We start from the raw sequence: 17884 nt of genomic DNA, 5'->3' as shown, positions 1-17884 counted from the left end.
TAACCGGTCTGTCCTTTTCGACAAAATCCGTTCAGGGACCCGGCTCCGACCGATTCGTTCATTCACACCCCGCAAGCGCTGGAAACGGCAAAACGGCTACTGACGAATTATTCTCCTTGGTGTGTGGAATGTAAAGAGAATGTGTTGCTCTCGATTTTTAAGATTCTCTCCTGCGGGCAACAAAAAAGGGAGCGCCCAGCGGACGTTCCCTTTTTCAGTCACTATTTTATAGTTTGTCAGCTGACTTTCTCGAAACGGTCTCCGGAGATGCCGCAAACCGGGCACTTTTCGGGGGCGACGCGCTCGTGGGTGTGGCCGCAGACGGGGCAGACGTAGTAGTCGTAGGCTTCGCAGGCGGCCCCGAGGGTCTCCAGCGCCTTTTTGAAGAGTTCGCGGTGGGTTTTTTCTACTTCAAAGGCCCACTTGAAGGTGGTGAGCGCCCGCTTGTCGCCCTCGGCCTCGGCGGCGGCGATAAAAGAGGGGTACATCTCTTCGACTTCGTGGTTTTCGCCGGAGATTGCGGCCTTGATGTTGTCCGGCGTCTCCTTCACGTCGCCGATGACTTTAAGGTGGTTCAGCGCGTGGACGGTCTCGGCTGCGGCTGCCGCGCGAAAGAGCTTGGCGACCTGCGCGTGGCCCTGGTCGTCGGCCTTTCTGGCGAAGGCGGTGTATTTGCGGTTGGCCTGGGATTCGCCCGCGAAGGCGGCTTTGAGGTTTTCGAGGGACTTGCTCATTTTAATCTCCTCCTGCAAAAATTAATGGCAGCTGTCGGCTTAAAGAATACCAATTTGGTTATAATTAATCAAGGGTCCCGCTTCTTTTTATAAACATTATCACGCCCTCGTGAAAACGCGAGAACTTGCCCCCATTGACCCTAAGCGGGGATGGAGAGTACATTTATACAGGAGGTTGTTGAAAAACTGCTGCGAGCCCCATTTACTGTGTCGCGTGCTCGCTCGAATCTCGCCGTATTAACGCATACTGCCTCGATTCTCGCTTTGCGTCTCCTTGTAACCGGGGCTTCTCGCGACGTTTTTAAACAACCTCCAACTCCAAGGTTTTTTCTTCCACTGGAAAGGAATGCGAATGAAGGAAAAGGTTAAGGAATCACTGGACAGAATTCGCCCGCGCCTGCAGGCCGACCGGGGCGACGTCGAGCTTGTCGAGGTCACCGACGACGGGGTGGTGAAGGTCCGCCTCATCGGAGCCTGCAAGGGTTGCCCGATGAGCCAGATGACCCTCAAGCAGGGCATCGAGCGGATTTTGAAGCAGGAAGTTCCCGAAGTTAAACGGGTAGAAGCGGTAAATTAATTTATGACCGAAACCCTTTCCCGCGCCGTCCCCGGGGCGGAGGATTTCGACCGCCTGAGTGCGGCTCTCAAAAAGGGCAAACTCCTTCTTTCGGAGGATTCCAGAGAGAGGTACAAGGCGGACGAATCGACCCGGCTCTTCGCCATGCCGTGGGGCGTCGCCCTTCCCGCCGACGAGGGGGAGGTGTCTCAAATCCTCCGGTGGGGCTACGAGGGAAGGTTTCCCGTCGTCACCCGGGGAGCGGGCACGGGTGTCGCGGGGGGCGCGGTGGCGCTCGGGGGAGGGGTGATTCTTTCCCTCGAAAAGATGGACCGGATCCTTGAGATTGACAGGGAAAACCTCACCGCGACCCTTGAGCCGGGGGTTATCACCGCGAAATTCCAGGAGGAGGTCGAGCGGAGCGGCCTTTTCTACCCGCCCGACCCCGCCAGCGCGGATTCCTGCACGATAGGCGGAAACGTGGCCGTCGGAGCGGGCGGGGCTCGCGCGGTTCGCTACGGCACGACGAGGGACTACGTGCTGGGAATGAGGGTGGCCCTCGCCGATGGCGAGGTAATCCGCCTCGGCGGCAAAAACGTCAAAGACGCGACAGGCTATCACCTTCTGGAGCTGATGATAGGCAGCGAGGGCACCCTCGGGGTCATCACCGAGGTCACCGTGCGCCTCGTCGCAAAGCCCTGCCGCAGAGTCAGCCTCCTCATGCCCTTTTCGACCATAGGCGAGGCGGCCTTCGCGGTTCAGGAGGCGATCAGGGAACGCATATTGCCAACCTTCGCCGAGTTCATGGACGATATCTCGATACGGGCCGCCGAAAAACACCTCGGCAGACCCCTTCCGCACTCCGAGAAGGCGGGAGCCTTCGTCTTTTTCGGCCTCGAAGGCGAGACCCTCGAAGAGCTTGAGGAGCAGCTCGTGCGACTCGACACCCTCGGGCGCGAGGCGGGCGCGCTCGAAGTCCTCGGGGCTATCGACGAGGGGCAGCAGGACCGCCTCTGGGAGAGCCGGAGGACGCTCGGCACCGCCATGAAGGCCCTTAGCCCCGAGATCGGGAAGGCTGACGTTGTCGTCCCGAGGGGCGAGGTGGCGAAGCTGGTCGCGGCGGTGAAGGAAACCTCCGCCCGCCACGCTATCGACATCGCCTGTTTCGGCCACGCCGGGGACGGCAACGTCCACGTCAACATCCTCCGCCGAAGCCTCTCCACCGAAGAGTGGGGGAGGATTCTCCCGCTGGCTATGGAGGAGATAATGGGCGCGGTCGCCGCTCTCGGCGGACGCCCCTCCGGTGAACACGGCATCGGCGTGCTGAAAAAGGAACATCTGGCCCCCTTCGTCGGCGAAAGGGCGGTCAGCCTCATGCGGAGCATCAAAGAAGCTTTCGACCCACGCTCCATACTCAATCCGGGCAAGGTGCTATGACCAGCGAAGTCAAACCGCAGGGACAGATTCTCGTCGTAGACGACGAGCCGGGGATGCGCCGCATGATCTCAAGGGCGCTCTCGCGGGAGGGATACCGGACGGCCACCGCCTCCGGGGCGGAGGAAGCCCTGGCCCTCATGCAGGGGACTGTCTTCGACCTTGTCGTCAGCGACATAGTGATGGAGCCTGTCGGCGGCCTCGCCCTCCTCGATTCGATACGGGAAAAGGCCCCGCTCCTCCCCGTGATAATGGTCACGGCCTACGGGACGGTGGAGAGCGCGGTGGAGGCGATGAAGCGTGGCGCTTTCGACTACCTCACGAAGCCCTTTTCCGTGGACGAGCTTTCGCTGGTGGTGGGAAAGGCGCTGGAGAGGGTCCGCCTTCTGGACGAGCGCGCCTACCTGCGCGAGGAGATGAGCAGGCACTATGATTTTCAGGGGATCATCGGAACCTCCCCCTCGATGGCCCGCGTCTTCGCGGTGGCCTCCTCGGTGAGCAGGACGAGCGCCAACGTGCTTGTCTCCGGCGAATCGGGCACAGGCAAGGAGCTTCTGGCCCGCTCGATCCACTTCAACGGCCCGAGAAAAAACTTTCCCTTCGTTGTCCTCAACTGCGGAGCCCTCCCCGAGGGGGTTCTGGAGAGCGAGCTTTTCGGCCACGAGAAGGGCGCTTTCACCGGCGCAATCCGCCAGCGCAAGGGGCGCTTCGAGCTTGCCCACGAGGGGACTCTCTTTATCGACGAGGTCGGGGAGCTCTCCCTCTCAAGCCAGGTGCGGCTCCTTCGGGTGCTTCAGGAAAAGGAGTTCGAGCGCGTGGGGGGCGACGAGACCATACACGTGGACGTGCGCATCATCGCCGCGACCAACAAGGTCCTCCGGGACGAAGTGGAGAAGGGGAACTTCCGCGAAGACCTCTTCTACCGGCTCAACGTCGTGGATATACCGATGCCCCCGCTACGCGAGAGGCGCGAGGACGTGGAGCCGCTGGCGCTTTTCTTCCTCAAGCGCTACGTGCGGGAGACGGGAAAGCCCGTCGCCTCGATCTCTCCCTTCGCCCTCGAGATACTCAGGCGCTACTCCTGGCCGGGCAACGTGCGCGAGCTGGAAAACGCCATCGAACGCGCGGTCGTCCTCTGCCAGGGCGACACCCTCATGCCCGGCGACCTCCCGATGGGGCTGGGCGGAGAGCGGCGCTCCTCCCTGGAGCTTCCCGGCGAGGCGATGAATCTCACCGACATGCTCGACGACCTCGAAAGACAGATTATAGTCCGCACCCTCGAAAACGCCTCCGGCTCGCAGACAAAGGCGGCGAAGGCGCTGGGCATAGCCCGCACCACCCTGCGCTACAAGATGGAGAAACACGGTCTGGTCGGGGTGGAAGATTGACGGAATTTCGTCTATTTTCGGGCCTTTCCCCTGCCGGAATACCCTTTTTCGATGGGCCGTTTTTTGCATGAAGTATTGACCATGCCCTCACTATTAAAATTATCATCGGTTGCGCTTGTCCTTATTCTGGCGGGGTGCGGCGCGCCGAACGACAAAATCTACTCCCTGAAGCTCGACTTTGCGCCCACGGATACGCAGTGGGCGCAGTCTGTCCCCTACCGCCTGCGGGCCGACGGCGGAGTGACCAGCCAGGCCTCGGACGGGGCGGTGGACGAGGACAGCGTCCACACCGCGACCGCCTCCTGCCACCACGGCGCGGGCTCGCCCCCGGTGGACGTGGAGATAAAGTCCTTCTACACCGGCGACATCCTTTACCTTCGCTTCGAGTGGGGCGACCCCACCCGCGACGAAGGGCCGGTATGGCGCTGGGCTCAGGGCGGCTGGACGGCGGGAGGGGCGAGGGAAGACGGCCTCGGCATCCTTTGGGGCTCCGAAAAGTCGAAGTTCGAGTGCACCCATCTTTGCCACATGGTCGACTGGAGGATGGCGGGCGCGAAGAAAAGCTCCGCCGAGTTCTCGATGGTCGCGCCGGAAGGAAGCGCCGCCGATTTCTGGATCTGGCGTTCCGGCAGGGCCAGGCCGGGCGGCATGGCCGAGGACGCGACCCTTACGCCAAAGGGCAAGGCGGCCGACGGGCTGTCGAAAGACCCGCTCTTCATCCCCAACTCGAACCGCGCCAAAAAGGGGCTTCCCGAGGCTTTTTATCCCGGGGACCTCCCTATAGCCTTTCCGATTCCCGAACCCAGGGCCTCGGCGATGGGGTATATTCTGGCTGAGGATGCGCCCGGCCGCACCGAGGTGGACGCGCGGGGGGAATACTCCTCCGGAAGGTGGGTGCTGACCCTCGCGAGGCCGCTTAAAACCTCCTCGCCGGAGGATGTAACTTTTGCGCCGGGCGGTGAATATCAATTCGGTCTTGCAATACTTGACGGCGTCGCGCTGGATCACAACGCTACGCGAAAACCGCTTCACCTCACGCTGGTGACCCAGAGCCCCGAATCAGGAACAGGTACAAAATGAAGAAATTATCGCTCGTTGCCGCTCTTCTGGCGGCGCTGGCCCTCGCCGCCTGCTCGAAGTCTCCCTCCGGGCCCGAGAACAAGGCAGCCGGAGGATTGTCGCAGGTGTCCGTCGCGGCCTTCCGCCCGGCGGACAACGGAACGATCTACGTCTACCGCGCCGGGGAGGATTTCAGGGGCCCGCCTATGACCAAGATCGGCCCGCTCGGCCCCGACGCGAAGGCCGAGATAGAGCTTCCACCCGGTAACTACAACTTCGTCCTTCGTTTGAGGGATGAGGCGGAGACCTCGGGGCCGGTGCTGGAGGGCGACGTGAAGACCGAGCCCCTGCTTGTCGCGGTCGAGGCGGGCAAGCCCGTTTCGGTCAACCTCCACGGCTTCGTCAAGAAGGGCAACCAGAAGGAATCCTTCGGCCAGCAGGCCGAATACAAGGCCCGAATCGCCGGTCACATCACCGACGCCGACGGCAAGGCCGTGGAGGGCATCCGCGTCCACGCCTACGACCACGTACAGATGAGCGAGAGGCCGAAATTCGTCTCCGCCCGCACCGGCCCGGACGGCAAGTTCGAGCTGAACCTTCCCGAGGGCGGAACCTACTACCTTTGCGCCAGGGACAAGTACGGCGGGCCGCCGAAGGTGGGGGACCTCTTCGGCAGGTACGACAAGGGCACCGTCGAGCCCTCGGGCGTGACCGTCACCGACGGGCAGAACCTCGAAACCGTAGACATCACCGTCCATACGGTGTGGTGAGGAAATGAAGATTCTCACGAGGGCGGCGGCGCTCCTTTGCCTTTGTCTGGCCGTCTTTACCGGCTGCAACAAGGTCGCTCCTCCCCTGTCGCTTTCGGAACTGGAGGCGAAGGCCGCGGCCAAAGATTCCTCGGCTTACGCCGGGCTTGTCGGTTACCTCGGCTCGGCCTCGACGCAGGACGAGCGGAAGAGGGCCTACCTCGCCCTCGTCGGCGCGGGCAAGAGCGCGAGCGCCGAGATCGCGGCGGCGCTTGAGGACTCCGACCCCTCCCGGAGGGAGCACGCGCTGGCGCTGGCGGGGAACATGAAACTCGAAGGGGCCGTAGACGCGGCTTACAAGGCTCTCGCCGACACCTCTTTCACCCGGCGCCACGCAGCGGCCTGGGTCCTGGGGGAGAGCGGCGACGAGAGAGCCATTCCCGTACTGGTCAGGACTATTTCAACGGACCCGGACGAGCTTGCCGTCCGCGAAGCTGCCCGCGCTGTTTCGAGATTCGGCGAGCGCGCCACTCTGCCTCTCGTGGAAGCCCTGCCGTCAATGGAGCCCAGACGCAGGGGAACCGCCGTCAGGATTCTCGGGGAGCTTCGCGACCCGCGAGGGAAGAGCGCCATAGTGGCGGCCCTCGCCGACCCGGTGACGAGGGAGGACGCTATGTGGGCCCTCGGCACGATGGGAGTCGTGGGCGACCCCTTCGATCCCGCTCCCTACCTGAAGGATACGGACTGGCAGGTGCGCCTGGAGGCGTGCCGCGCGGCGGGACTTATCGGGGCGAAGTCGGCGAGGCCGATTCTCGACAAAATGCGTAGCGACGACCCCGTCAAGGTCGTCCGCGAGTGGGCGGCCAGAGGGCTCGCCCTCCTCGACGGAAGCCACACCACCTACAGAAACACGTCGGGCGAGTGGGACGCTCCCGACAATTTGTACCACTAGAGATTGGCAATAAAATGGCAGTAGATATTTACCACAGCCGCCTTTTGGGCAGGGCCCTGCGAAATCCCCTCTGGCAGAGAATCGTCCAGTCTGTGGCCCTCCTTTGCCTTTTCGCCCTCCTCTGGACGGCGTGGGGAAGGGTGTCCCTGCCCGGCATAGCCGACCCCTGGCCGCTAATCTACACAAACGCCGCTACCCTGGTCTTCTGGGTGCTCTGGTTCATGGGGCTCGTCCTCACCGTGCCCCTCGTGGGAAGGCTCTGGTGCGGAATCTGTCCGCTCGGGTTCGTCTCCGAGAGGCTCGGAAGGCTGGGGCTGAACCTTTCATGGCCAAAGCCGCCCCTCTCGTGGCTCGGGACGATAGCCATCTTCCTCGCCGGGCTCGGCGGGGCGCTCTACTGGAACGTCCACAAAAGCCCTTACGCCACGGCGGCCTTCGTCGGCATGGCGGGGGTCCTCGCCGTCGTCTCCGGCCTTGTCTGGAGAAGGGCGGCCTTTTGCAAGCTCTTTTGCCCGGTGGGGCTGGTCCTCTCCGTGTACTCGCGCTTTTCGCGGATTTACGTCGCGCCAATCGACGGAGAAAAGTGCAGCGGCTGCGAAGACCGCTCCTGCACGGCGAGAAAGGGCGTCTGGAAGCGTTGGGACCTCGGCCCCTCGCTGGTGCTGCAAAAGAAGATTTTCAGCGGCGGATGCCCGGTGGCGCTCACCCCGCGCACGATGGACAGGTCGGAGTGCCAGCTTTGCCTCGAATGCGTGAGAAACTGTTCAAAATCCAATCTCGGCGTCTTTTACGGGGCGAAGACCTCAAACGCCCCCTTCTCCACGCCCGCCGGGGTTCTTTTCATCTTCCTCACCGGGCTCGTCACCCTCGCCCTTTCCCGCACCTGGCCCGCCGTGCGCGACGCGCTGACTCCCGGAATCCATCCCTCGTCGCTGGTCGTCGCCCTCTGGCTCGGCGCGCTCGTACCGGCCGCCATCCTCTTCGCGGGGCCGCTGATCTCCCACCTCGGCTTTAAAAGCGCGGGGAAAGACTCGAAAGAGCCCTCAGCCGCGACCTCGCCCGAGAGCGCCGGGGAGGCCGAAAAGGGACTCACCCTCTGGGAGCGCTTCAAAATCACCGCCACCCCCTTCGCCGGCATAATCTTCGGCGGACATTCCGCCCTCGCGCTGGTGAAGCTAAACGCCAAGGGGCCCTACGCCCCCTATCTGGTCTACGACCCCACCGGGGCGGCGACCTACATGGCGATAAACGTCTCTAAAACCCTTCCCCTTCCCCAGATGTTCCTGCCCCTGCCCGTCCTTAGGTGGGTGGCTATGGGTCTGCTCCTCCTGGGAGTAATCGCGGGGCTCGCGGAAACGAAAAAAGCTTGGGGAGACAGCCTCGGGAAGGCGGGCAAGGGGATTCACTACGCCGCTTTTCTTGCAGTGGCCGTTCTCTACGGGGCTCTCATACGGCACTGGCTCTTCGGGGGGGGCTGAAAACCCGGATGCGCCTTGCCTGGCTTGCCCCCCTTCTCCTTCTTCCCGCCGCCGCTCTCGCCTGTTTCGGCGCGGAGCTTCGCGTCGGCGTGGGTAAGGAGCGCCCCGACGCCCTCTACTCCTACGCGCTCGGCTACTTCGTGGAGGAAAAGACGGGAATTGCTCCCTTGTTCATCGAAGTCGAGGACGTAGAAAAAGCCTTCGCCGAAGAGAAGATCGACGTAAAGATACTTCCTTCCGCCAGCCCTGCCCCGAAAGGGGCGGTGAGCATGGCCGGAGGCGCCGCGCCCTCCTTCGGCGAGGCGGTAATCTGGCTTCGCCCCGACATAAGGGAAGATATCCGTTTTACTACCCTCGAACGGGCGCTCGGGATCATCGGCGGGTTTTTCTCCTCACCCGGAATGAAAAGCGCCGCTGAGTCGGCCGAAGACCCCAAGAAAGCCGCGAGAAAGGCCGTAATAGATGCCGAATAGGAAATTCGCGGTCCTTCTGGCCGCGCTGCTTTTGACTTTTTTGCTGGCGGGCTGCTCTCAGGACGCCCCTGTCTTCAGGATCGGCTACATGATCTGCAACTCCCCCGAGGAGTCCAAAGGGCGATTCGAGGGGCTGACCGCCTACCTCTCGAAAGCCACGGGCGCGAAGTTCGAGTCCGTCTACCTCGACACGATGGACTTCGAGGACGCCTACCTGCGCGGGGATTTCGACTTCACCCACTCGAATTCGCTCATTTTCGCCGCGCTCTCCAAAAAGCACGGGACAAAGCTTCTGGTATCGGAAAGGCGCGGAGCCTTCGGCTCGAAAACCCGGGGTACGATAATCGTCCGGCAGGATTCCCCGATTAAAACCATCGAGGACCTTCGCGGCAAGAGGCTCATCTTCGGCCCCCAGTGGGCGCCCTACGGCTTTTTGTCGCAGTACGCGCTCATGCTGGAAAAGGGCGTCGATCCGGAGAAGGATCTCGGGCCCTACTCCTTCCCGCAGGGCACCTGGAAGCACGAGAAGATTATCTACTCGGTGCTCTACGGCGCATACGACGCCGGAGCGGCCCCCCTCATCGACCTCGAAGAGATGACCGCCGAGGGCAAGGTCGCCCCCAACGATTTTCGGGTAATAGCCAAATCCGATCTCGCCCCCTACTGCACCTTCGGAGTCTCGCCGAAGGTGGAGGAAAAGTGGGCCGGGGCGGTTAAGAAGGCGCTCCTCGCGGCCGACGCGGAAACTACGGCGGAGACCGGCGGGGAGACCGTAAAGATACTCAAGAGGGCGCAGATAGACGGTTTCGACGAGCTTCCCCTTTCCGAGTACGACATTCTGCTCAGGTGGGCGAAGGCCGCGAAAATGCCTCCCTACGAGGAATACTGATGGCGGCGAGGGCTTTTAACGTTCTCTTCGTCGTTTTGTGCCTCGCGGGCGCGCTCTGGTACGGCGCGGGCTACGTTAGGCTGCCCAGGGCCGCCGCCGTTTACGTTAGCCCCGCCGAGGTGGAGAGCGCCTACAAAGAGCTTTCTGCGGCGCTGGAAGAGGGCAGGACCGACGAGGCCCTGCTGGAACTCCGCAAGCGCTCGGAGAAGGGGCCCTACCCCGGCGCTGCGCTCTACTTTCTGGGCGAGCTCGCTTACGCCGAGGGCGCATACCAGCAGGCTCTTTTCCACTACAGGAAAGCCGCCGAAAAGAACCCCTCCCTCTTCGACAAGGGCGGCCCCTTCAAGGCCAGGGAAAAGGTGCTGAAAAACCTCGACGGACTCAGGAACGGCCCGTGGAAGGGGCAGCGTCCCGCCGGAATCGCCGATTTGCAGTTTCTTGTCCGCAAGCTCAACGGGGGCTGCGAATGAGGGGGCTTAGCCGCGAGGTGAAGTGGATGGCTGCCGCCGGGCTCGCGCTCGGGGTCGCGGGGAGCCTCCTCGCGTGGCTCGGGAACCCGGCGAACACCGGAATCTGCATCTCCTGCTTCCTTGAGAATTTCGCGGGAGCCCTCGGGCTTCACTCTAACCCCAGAATGCAGTACATCCGCCCCGAGCTTTTGGGCTTTCTGCTCGGCAGCTTCGCGATGGCTGCGCTGACCAGGGAACTTCGGCCCCGCTCCTCCGGCGGAGGGGCAGGGGCCGCCCTTCTCGGCTTTCTGATGATAGTGGGCTCGGCAATCTTCATCGGCTGCCCGATAAAGATGGTGCTTCGTCTCGCCGGGGGGGACCTTACGGCGGTCGCGGGAGCGCTTGGCCTTCTCGCCGGTGTCCGGGTAGGGCTGAAAGCCCTCTCCGGCCCCGATCCGAAGATTTTCGGCAGCCCGAGGAAAGGCTCCGCTCCGGTTTTCGCCGCCGCTATGGCCGCCATGACGATTTTGACTATAATGGCTGTTGCGGGCGGCCCCCTGCTCGTCTCCCCGATAGGCGGCGGGGCGCTTCACGCGCCGCTCTGGGCCTCGCTCGGCGGGGGGCTTCTTGTAGGCGGTCTTTGCCAGCGCTCGCGCTTTTGCGTGACCGGCTCGGTGAGGGATATCTTCCTCACCCGCTCGCTTTTGTCAGGCGCGGGGCTTGTTACCGCCCTCGTAGCCGCTTTCGGGGCCAACCTTCTCACCGGGCAGTTCGCTCCCGGCTACTTCGACCAGCCCGGAGCGCATCTGGAGCCTCTCTGGGGTTTCCTCGGGATGGCTCTCACCGGCTGGGCGGCGATTCTGGCCGGAGGCTGCCCCTTCCGGCAGATAATCAAGGCCGGGGAGGGCGATATGGACGCTTGGACGGTATGCCTCGGCATGGTTGCTGGTGCGATACTGGTGCAGAACTGGTATCTTGGAGCCACCTCGGCGGGAGTGCCCCCGCAGGGGAAAGCCGCGATTCTGGCGGGGTTCGCGCTTCTCGCCTCTTTCGGCCTTATGAGGGAAAAGACATGAGAAAATTGCTTTTCGCGCCCCTGATGGTTCTGGCGGTTCTCTTTTTTGCCCTCTCTTTCGCAGCCGAGAGGATTGAGGAGCCCTGCGACTGCAGGACAATCCGGATACTGGGAAAAACCGTCTGGACCGGTCATATAGTGCTGGACAAGGAGGTCGTTGTATATCCTTCCGGCTCGCTTCGCATCGAGGAAGGCGCTCTTATCGAGTTCGCCCTTCCCGAATACATGCTCGTCGACGAATTCCCCTGGGTAACCGTAAAGGGGGAACTGAACGTAACGGGCTCTCCTGAAAAGCCGGTGATTTTCCGCAACATCGGCAAGGCAACCCCCGGCGAGGCCCAAGACATGATCTCCGTGCAGAAGGCCAGGGCGGTTTCGATCAAAAACGCCCGCTTCGAGCGCGCCGGATGGGCGCTTCACATCCACGATACCCCCGCCTTCATCGAGAACTGCGTCTTCGAGGGAAATTACGGCGGACTTCGCTGCAAAGCCGACAAGCTGCAGGTCTTCGGCTCGGTCTTCAAGGACAACAAGATAGGCATCCGCTGCCTCAACTCAAGCGGGCTGACGGTAAAAAACTCCGATTTCACGGGCAATCTCACGGGTATCTTTTTCAGGAGCGGCATAACCTCTCCGTCCGTCGAAAAAAACAATTTCGACAACGTCGAGTACGACCTGAAAATCGGCGAAGGGCAGGCTGAAAACCTCTCCCTGCCGGGGAACTGGTTCGCCTCCGGCAAAGAGAACGTGGAAAAGAAGATCTTCGACGCGGAGGATTCCGGGGGCATCGGCAGGATAAACTACGAGCCTCTTTCCGAAACCCGCTTCGAGAGGAAATGAAGATGGGAGTTGTGGAGAGAAACCCAGACATCGTCTGGCGCGACGAGCCCGAGGAGCGCGACGCGATTGTAACCGCCCTCGACGCGGGCGACGAGTGCGCTGCCGAGCGCGGTTGGGTAATCATAGTAGACGCGGGCCAGATGCACGAACTAAACCTCATCGCGGGCGAGATATGGATGCTCTGCGACGGAACCCTCGACGCGGAGGGGATAGCCCTCAAACTGGCGGAAGCCTACGACGCCCCCGCCGAAGAGATACTGCCCGACGTTTTGGGCTTCGTAAACGCCTCCCGCGCGCGCGGTTGGCTCTTGCCCGGAGAATGACGTGAAACTTTCCGCCCCCCTTACAGTCAACTGGACGCTCTCCTACGACTGCAACTTCTCCTGCAACCACTGCTATTCGCGCGGTTTGAAGCGGGAGGAGCTGCCGCTCGCCGACATCCTCCGCATAGTGGACGAACTGGCGGACAACCGCGTGGCCTATATAAACTTCGGCGGAGGGGAGCCCCTGATGTACCCCCATCTCTTCGAGGTCACCGCCTACGCGGCCCAAAAGGGGCTCAAGGTCACGATGAACACCAACGGGTGGCTCTGCACCCCCGAGGCGGCGGAAAAATGCAAAGAGGCGGGTTTTCGCGCCGTGGGCGTCAGCATCGACGGGGCGACGGAGGAGGTCCACGACTGGTTCCGCAACCGACCGGGGAGCTTCAAAAGGGCGCTCAAGGCGGTGGAAAACCTCAGGGACGCGGGCGTGGAATCCACGGTGAGCGCCGTCATCTTCAAAAAGAACATCGCCACTTACAAAGAGATAGTTACCCTCGCCGCCGAGAGGGGCGCATCCACCGTCTACCTGCACAATTTCAAGTGTTCGGGCAGGGGGATGGAGAACCGCGCCGAGCTCGATCTTCCGCCCGGCGAATGGAAGGAGTTTTACGAGGACGCCCTCGCGTGGAGGCCAAGCGCCCCGGCGAAGCTCGCCTTCGACGACCCTATCATCGCTCTTCTCGGCGAAGCCTCCGAGGGAGCGGTAAAGGGCTCCACCTGCGGCAAGCTCTCCCTCCACATCGAGCCGGACGGCGACGCCACCCCCTGCGGCTTCATCCCGCTGTCGCTGGGGAATCTCCTCACCGACGGCCTCAAAAAGATATGGAACGAGTCGGAGGTTCTGGAGAAGATGAGGAACAAGACCGCCGAAGGGAAGTGCGTCGGCTGTTCGGCCTACGGCGAGTGTCTCGGCGGCTGCACGGCGCGCTCTTTGGCGGTTACCGGCAAATTCAATTCGCCCGATCCGCACTGCTGGAGAGAGGGCACGAAACCTGCATAAATATATTTTGCGTTACCGGAATTTTTTTAGAAACCTTGTCGGCTTTTTAGCGTATCAGTTAGTGCAAGGAAGTCCGATTAACCCTACCACCTGCGGAGGAACACCATGAAGACCCGCTATGTAAAACCCCGCGTTACCGGGCAGTCCAGCGTACATCCCTGCTGACCGGGAAAGAACCGGCCCGGCGGGCGAGAGCCTGCCGGGCCAAATCCCCCGAATGAAAGCCCGCCCCGTTTAACCGGGACGGGTTTTTGTCTTTTATGGGCCAAAAGCCGATCCGCTGACGGTTTTTCGACTCGCTATCACGCGGCGCCGATTATTTTAGTTAATTCTTCCTTGATCTGCTCCCTCGACAGTTGGTCCCATTCCCTCTTGATCGGTCTTAATTCCGCAGCAAGCTCAACATCCCATCCTTTTCTTGCACTGGCCTCCTGCTTTACATGACGGTCAAAGCGATCCCTGTGGTTTCTGAGGGTTGTGGCCTTCGTGCCGGTGATTTTTTCAAGATAATCGAACGCTTCGGTTTGGTTGTAAGAGGTTTTCAGGATTTCGTTTATGATGGGGTAGTCGAAGCGCGACATGGCGTAGGCGATCTTGAGCACGTCTTCTTTCTTGCTTCCGCCAAGTCTCCTGCGTGTCGCCGACGTGGGGGGCTGCGGCAGGGAGCCCTCCTCCGCATCGCACAAATGCTTTATTTCCAGCAATTTGTCCCTGACGTTTTTAATGTGAGCGGAGTTAACGCTGTTCTGGAGAAGATGTTCCATAAGTTCGTTCAGACATTCATCTGCGATTCCCCGGATGCGTTCGGTTGTGGCTGGCGTGACAGACATGACGACGACCTCCTTGTGCGGGTTAGTTTTTACAAAGATACAAAGTAATGGGGAAAATGTCAACAAGGATTTTGAAAAATTTACTAAGATAAAGAGCGCCTGTCGTCCGGCTCTTTCTCTCGCATCATAAAAAGTTTAAAATCAGGGTTGTGAACCGGAAAACGTCAGAGGGAGTCTCTTTTGAAACCGTCCGGCAAATACTCGCTTTTGCTCTCGCTTTATCTGGCGCAGTCGGTGCCGATGAGTTTCTTTTCCACCGCGCTGCCGGTTATCCTGCGCCAGGAGAACTTTTCCCTCACCTCCATCGGCCTCCTCCAGTTCGTCAAACTCCCCTGGCTCCTCAAGCTCTTCTGGGCGCCCGCCGTGGACGCTACCGCCCGCGACGCGCGCGGCTACCGCAAATGGATAGTCACCTCGGAGATTTTTTACGCCGTGGTTGTCTTCTCGATGGCGCTTTTTGACCTTCGCACCGATTTTTCCACCATCGTCCCGCTGATAGTGATAGCCCTTCTCTTCAGCGCGACGCAGGACATAGCCACCGACGCGCTGGCGGTACGCCTCTTAAAGCCTGAGGAGCGGGGGCCGGGAAACGCGGTGCAGTCGGCGGGAGGTTTTCTGGGAACAGTTGTCGGGAGCGGGCTGCTTCTCGCGGCTTACGGCTGGTTCGGGTGGAAGGCGGTCGCGCTGGGGCTGGGGGCGCTGGTCCTTCTCGCCGTCAGCCCGGTCTTCACCGTCAAAACGGAGGATTTCGCCGCCCCCCACACAGGCAGGAAGGTGCGCTGGCTCGACATCGTCGGCTTTTTCAAAGGAAATTCCGCGCCCGCGAGGATTTTCCTTCTCCTCACCCTCTGGGCCGGGATAATCGGTATTATCGCGATGTTAAAGCCCTTTTTCGTGGACAAGGGGCTTTCGCTAACCGAGATAGCCTTTTTAAACGGCGTGGTGGGTACCGCCTTCGCGGCGGCAAGCTCCCTTCTGGGGGGTCAGCTGATAAAGCGTGCGGGACTTCGCTTCTCGCTGAATCTCTTCCTCGTGCTTAACGCTCTTGCGGCGCTCTTTCTTTACGCGGTGAACCACTCCGGTTCGCACCTCGCTCTTTACGCCGGTTCCATTGGAATCTGGACCGCCTACGGCTTTTCCTCGGTGGCGGTTTACGTTTTCGCGATGAACGGGGTGCGCGGGGGGCTTGAGGGTACGGATTTCACCTCGCAGATATTCCTGACCCAGCTTTCCGCGCTCCTGATTTCTGCGCTCAGCGGCAGGGTGGCCGACAAGCTGGGCTACGACGCCCTTTTCTTCGGCGGGGCTGTAATCAGCGCGGCGGTGCTGGCGGTTCTGAACACGAAATGGGCGAGAGGGAGACTGTTTCCCGAAGGGGCGGAGGACTCAGCCCCCGGCTGAGGGGGGCGGCGAGGGGATTGCGGGGCGGACCTTGAGAACGGTCTCCCGCGTTATGGACACGGTGCCGGGCTTTGCGCCCCTCGGCTTCGAGACGTTGCCCGCGCGGACGGCGCTGACGGCGACCATCCCGCCTTCCCGAGCCTTCGAGTGGTAGGCCGCGATGGCCGCAGCGGCCTTTATCGTTTCTCTGTCCGGCTCGTTCCCTTTTTCGACGAAGAGGACGACGTGGCTCCCCGGCATTCCCCTGACGTGAAACCACCAGTCGTTCTCGCGGGCGATCTTTATCGAGAGGCGGTCGTTGTCCTCTTCGGTCTTTCCCGCCCAGACGACAAAGCCTCCGGGAAGGGCGTAGGCGTGAACCTTTAGCCCCTCCGGAGGCGTCTTTACCGTGGCAACGCTCAATTAACTTCGTTTTCGGGGGGGTTGAATCCGGCCTGGCGGGCCTTGGCTACAAGCCACTGGCCGAGGGCGTAAGCCACTTCGGGCCTCATTACGAGGCCGGTGGTAACCTCGCGTACGAGCCTTCCGGATTGCTGATCCACCTCGCGGGCCTGCGCTCCGTCGATTTCGAGGGTGACTTCGCGGGGGGGAAGCCTTCTTTCGACGAAAAGCTCCGCGACGATGTCGCCGGTGGGGGTGTGGGTAGCCCACGCGCCGGTGACGGGAACCATCCGGTAGTCGTCGCAGCGGTCGAACTCAACTGTAATCTGCTTTTTCATGAAATATTCCTATCCTTTCATTTTGAAAACAAAGAGAAGGGTACTTTGCGTATCCTGTGGGCGCCGGATTCGGCAATGTATACGAAAGTTCCAGCGGTTGCCAGCCCCATCGGGTCAAGGATCGCCCCGTCGGGGTTGGCGGTGGACAGAGCGTTCACGAAGGTGCCGTTCTGCTCGAACCGCTGAATCTTGTTCAGGTTTCTGTCCCCTACCAGCACGCGCCGAAAGGCATCTGCGGCGATTCCGTAGGGGTTGCGGAACATTCCGGCGGCTGTGCCGTTCCCGCCGAAGCTTCTTAGGAAGCCTCCGCTGTCGGAGAAGACCTCGACCCGGAAATTGCCCCGGTTCACGACAAAGACGTCGCCGTCGATGTCCACGGCGACTCCCGCCGGGCTGTTTAGCTGGCCCTGCGCGCTGCCCGGACCCGTTCCGAACTCGTCAACCTTGACGCCTATGGCCGAGTATTTGAACACCTTGTGGAGAACTTCGTCGGTCACGTAGACGAAGCCCTGCTTGACCGCGACGCCCACCGGCGTATCGAGTTCGCCCTCGCCGATACTCGCAAGGAAAGCGCCGCCGGAGGAGAGCTTCTGTATGCGTCCGTTGCGGGAATCGGCCACCCAGAGGTTGTCTTCCTCGTCTATGGCTATCCCGGCGGGGTCGTCCAGCTCCGTCACGCCAGAGCCCGTGCCGCCCGCTTCCCAGACCATGTCGTCGGGAGAAGACCTGGTCATGTCGAGTTTTATTACGAGATCGTTAAAGGGGTCGGTCACGTAAAGGAAGTCCCCGGAGACTGCGACGCCGTTCACGGCGTCGAGCGTATCTCTGCCGAAGGAAGTAGCGGAGCCTGTGGCGCCGTCCTGTTCTTCCGCCGTCCAGAGGCCGAGCTCGAAATCCGTCCCGCAACCGCCGAAGAGGAGAGCGGCAAGGAGCAACACTCCCGGAATGAGAGAGCTTTTTGTTCCTTTGTTAACCGACCTTTTCATACTGCTTTTCCCTTCCTCCTCAGAATTGCAGGAGGCTGAAAATCGGAAGGTCCGAAAGCCTGTCGCGGCCCTTCAGGAAGGTAAGCTCCGCCAGAAAAGCGCACTCGATGACCTTGCCGCCCATGTCGTGGACCAGATCCGAAACGGCCCGCACCGTGCCGCCGGTGGCAAGCACGTCGTCGGCGATGAGCACGTTTTGGCCGGGCTCGACGGCGTCCTGGTGGATTTCAAGGGTGTCGGTGCCGTATTCGAGCGAGTAGGAGACGCTGTTGGTCTTGTAAGGGAGCTTTCCGGGTTTTCTTACGAGGATGACGCCCTTGTTGAGCTTGTAGGCGAGGGCGGCGCCGATGATGAAGCCGCGCGCCTCGATGCCGAGCACCACGTCAACCTTCTGATCGATGTACCTGTGCGCCATGAGGTCGACGGCGCGGTTGAAGCTCGACGCATCCCTCAGAAGGGTGGTTATGTCCTTAAAGCCTATGCCGGGCTTCGGAAAATCCTGGATATCCCTTATTTTTTTCTTTAGCTCGTCCATTTTTGCGCCTCTGA

The 17884-nt window shown here is 61.4% G+C and carries 21 protein-coding genes; 15 read left to right on the top strand and 6 right to left on the bottom strand.

Going from position 1 to position 17884, the window contains the following annotated elements; all coding sequences use genetic code 11:
• Positions 1-236: 236 nt before the first annotated feature.
• Positions 237-734, bottom strand: a complete 498-nt coding sequence (locus EPN96_12660; protein TAL15609.1) for a rubrerythrin family protein — start codon at positions 732-734, stop codon at positions 237-239.
• 352 nt (positions 735-1086) lie between these two features.
• On the opposite strand from EPN96_12660, the gene EPN96_12655 reads away from it, so the two are divergent.
• From EPN96_12655 to EPN96_12590, 14 genes are read left to right on the top strand one after another with little or no spacing between them, the layout of a single operon-like run.
• Positions 1087-1311, top strand: a complete 225-nt coding sequence (locus EPN96_12655; GenBank protein TAL15608.1) for a NifU family protein — start codon at positions 1087-1089, stop codon at positions 1309-1311.
• Positions 1312-1314: 3 nt separating this feature from the next.
• Positions 1315-2727, top strand: coding sequence for an FAD-binding protein (locus tag EPN96_12650; GenBank protein ID TAL15607.1), 1413 nt, complete (start codon positions 1315-1317; stop codon positions 2725-2727).
• Entirely contained in the window at positions 2724-4112 is a 1389-nt protein-coding gene (locus EPN96_12645) for a sigma-54-dependent Fis family transcriptional regulator (protein ID TAL15606.1), read from the top strand. Before EPN96_12650 ends, EPN96_12645 begins: the two co-directional genes overlap by 4 nt.
• A gap of 51 nt (positions 4113-4163) precedes the next feature.
• Entirely contained in the window at positions 4164-5192 is a 1029-nt protein-coding gene (locus EPN96_12640; GenBank protein ID TAL15605.1) for a hypothetical protein, read from the top strand.
• Positions 5189-5941, top strand: a complete 753-nt coding sequence (locus tag EPN96_12635) for a carboxypeptidase regulatory-like domain-containing protein (protein TAL15604.1) — start codon at positions 5189-5191, stop codon at positions 5939-5941. Before EPN96_12640 ends, EPN96_12635 begins: the two co-directional genes overlap by 4 nt.
• 4 nt (positions 5942-5945) lie before the next feature.
• Positions 5946-6872, top strand: coding sequence for a HEAT repeat domain-containing protein (locus tag EPN96_12630; GenBank protein TAL15603.1), 927 nt, complete (start codon positions 5946-5948; stop codon positions 6870-6872).
• A gap of 14 nt (positions 6873-6886) precedes the next feature.
• Positions 6887-8350 (top strand): 4Fe-4S binding protein, encoded by a 1464-nt coding sequence (locus EPN96_12625; protein TAL15602.1) that lies wholly within the window; start codon positions 6887-6889, stop codon positions 8348-8350.
• A gap of 8 nt (positions 8351-8358) precedes the next feature.
• Positions 8359-8823 carry a hypothetical protein gene (locus tag EPN96_12620; protein TAL15601.1) on the top strand — a complete coding sequence of 155 codons (465 nt, stop codon included), beginning with the start codon at positions 8359-8361 and terminating at the stop codon, positions 8821-8823.
• Positions 8813-9712, top strand: coding sequence for a phosphate/phosphite/phosphonate ABC transporter substrate-binding protein (locus EPN96_12615; GenBank protein ID TAL15600.1), 900 nt, complete (start codon positions 8813-8815; stop codon positions 9710-9712). Before EPN96_12620 ends, EPN96_12615 begins: the two co-directional genes overlap by 11 nt.
• Complete coding sequence (locus EPN96_12610) at positions 9712-10182, top strand: hypothetical protein (protein ID TAL15599.1); 471 nt, start codon at positions 9712-9714, stop codon at positions 10180-10182. Before EPN96_12615 ends, EPN96_12610 begins: the two co-directional genes overlap by 1 nt.
• Positions 10179-11237, top strand: coding sequence for a YedE-related selenium metabolism membrane protein (locus EPN96_12605; protein TAL15598.1), 1059 nt, complete (start codon positions 10179-10181; stop codon positions 11235-11237). Before EPN96_12610 ends, EPN96_12605 begins: the two co-directional genes overlap by 4 nt.
• Entirely contained in the window at positions 11234-12076 is an 843-nt protein-coding gene (locus EPN96_12600; GenBank protein TAL15597.1) for a right-handed parallel beta-helix repeat-containing protein, read from the top strand. The genes EPN96_12605 and EPN96_12600 overlap by 4 nt, the downstream gene beginning before the upstream one ends.
• Positions 12073-12399, top strand: a complete 327-nt coding sequence (locus EPN96_12595) for a PqqD family protein (protein TAL15596.1) — start codon at positions 12073-12075, stop codon at positions 12397-12399. Before EPN96_12600 ends, EPN96_12595 begins: the two co-directional genes overlap by 4 nt.
• 1 nt (position 12400) lies before the next feature.
• The gene (locus tag EPN96_12590; protein TAL15595.1) at positions 12401-13399 is read left to right on the top strand and encodes a radical SAM protein; all 999 of its coding nucleotides are present in this window, start codon (positions 12401-12403) and stop codon (positions 13397-13399) included.
• Between the two features lie 302 nt (positions 13400-13701).
• Here the strand turns inward: EPN96_12590 and EPN96_12585 are convergent, their stop codons facing one another.
• Positions 13702-14229: a hypothetical protein gene (locus EPN96_12585; protein ID TAL15594.1), complete on the bottom strand. Its 528-nt coding sequence runs from the start codon at positions 14227-14229 to the stop codon at positions 13702-13704.
• Between the two features lie 180 nt (positions 14230-14409).
• Here EPN96_12585 and EPN96_12580 point away from each other — a divergent pair, with 180 nt between their 5' ends.
• Positions 14410-15630 carry an MFS transporter gene (locus tag EPN96_12580; GenBank protein TAL15593.1) on the top strand — a complete coding sequence of 407 codons (1221 nt, stop codon included), beginning with the start codon at positions 14410-14412 and terminating at the stop codon, positions 15628-15630.
• On the opposite strand, the gene EPN96_12575 is transcribed toward EPN96_12580, so the two are convergent.
• Genes EPN96_12575 through EPN96_12560 form a run of 4 tightly spaced genes read right to left on the bottom strand, consistent with a single transcriptional unit; the run spans position 15616 to position 17870 of the window.
• Complete coding sequence (locus EPN96_12575; protein ID TAL15592.1) at positions 15616-16032, bottom strand: DUF814 domain-containing protein; 417 nt, start codon at positions 16030-16032, stop codon at positions 15616-15618. The genes EPN96_12580 and EPN96_12575 overlap by 15 nt on opposite strands.
• Positions 16029-16349 (bottom strand): hypothetical protein, encoded by a 321-nt coding sequence (locus EPN96_12570; GenBank protein ID TAL15591.1) that lies wholly within the window; start codon positions 16347-16349, stop codon positions 16029-16031. The genes EPN96_12575 and EPN96_12570 overlap by 4 nt, the downstream gene beginning before the upstream one ends.
• A 17-nt stretch (positions 16350-16366) precedes the next feature.
• Positions 16367-17335, bottom strand: coding sequence for a hypothetical protein (locus tag EPN96_12565; protein ID TAL15590.1), 969 nt, complete (start codon positions 17333-17335; stop codon positions 16367-16369).
• Between the two features lie 19 nt (positions 17336-17354).
• Entirely contained in the window at positions 17355-17870 is a 516-nt protein-coding gene (locus EPN96_12560; protein ID TAL15589.1) for an adenine phosphoribosyltransferase, read from the bottom strand.
• Positions 17871-17884: the final 14 nt, after the last annotated feature.

It is taken from the genome of bacterium (assembly GCA_004322275.1).
GTDB lineage: Bacteria > Desulfobacterota > Deferrisomatia > Deferrisomatales > BM512 > SCTA01.
The sequence above is the reverse complement of the archived record's forward strand: the minus strand, read 5'-3'. Positions and strand labels throughout refer to the sequence as shown.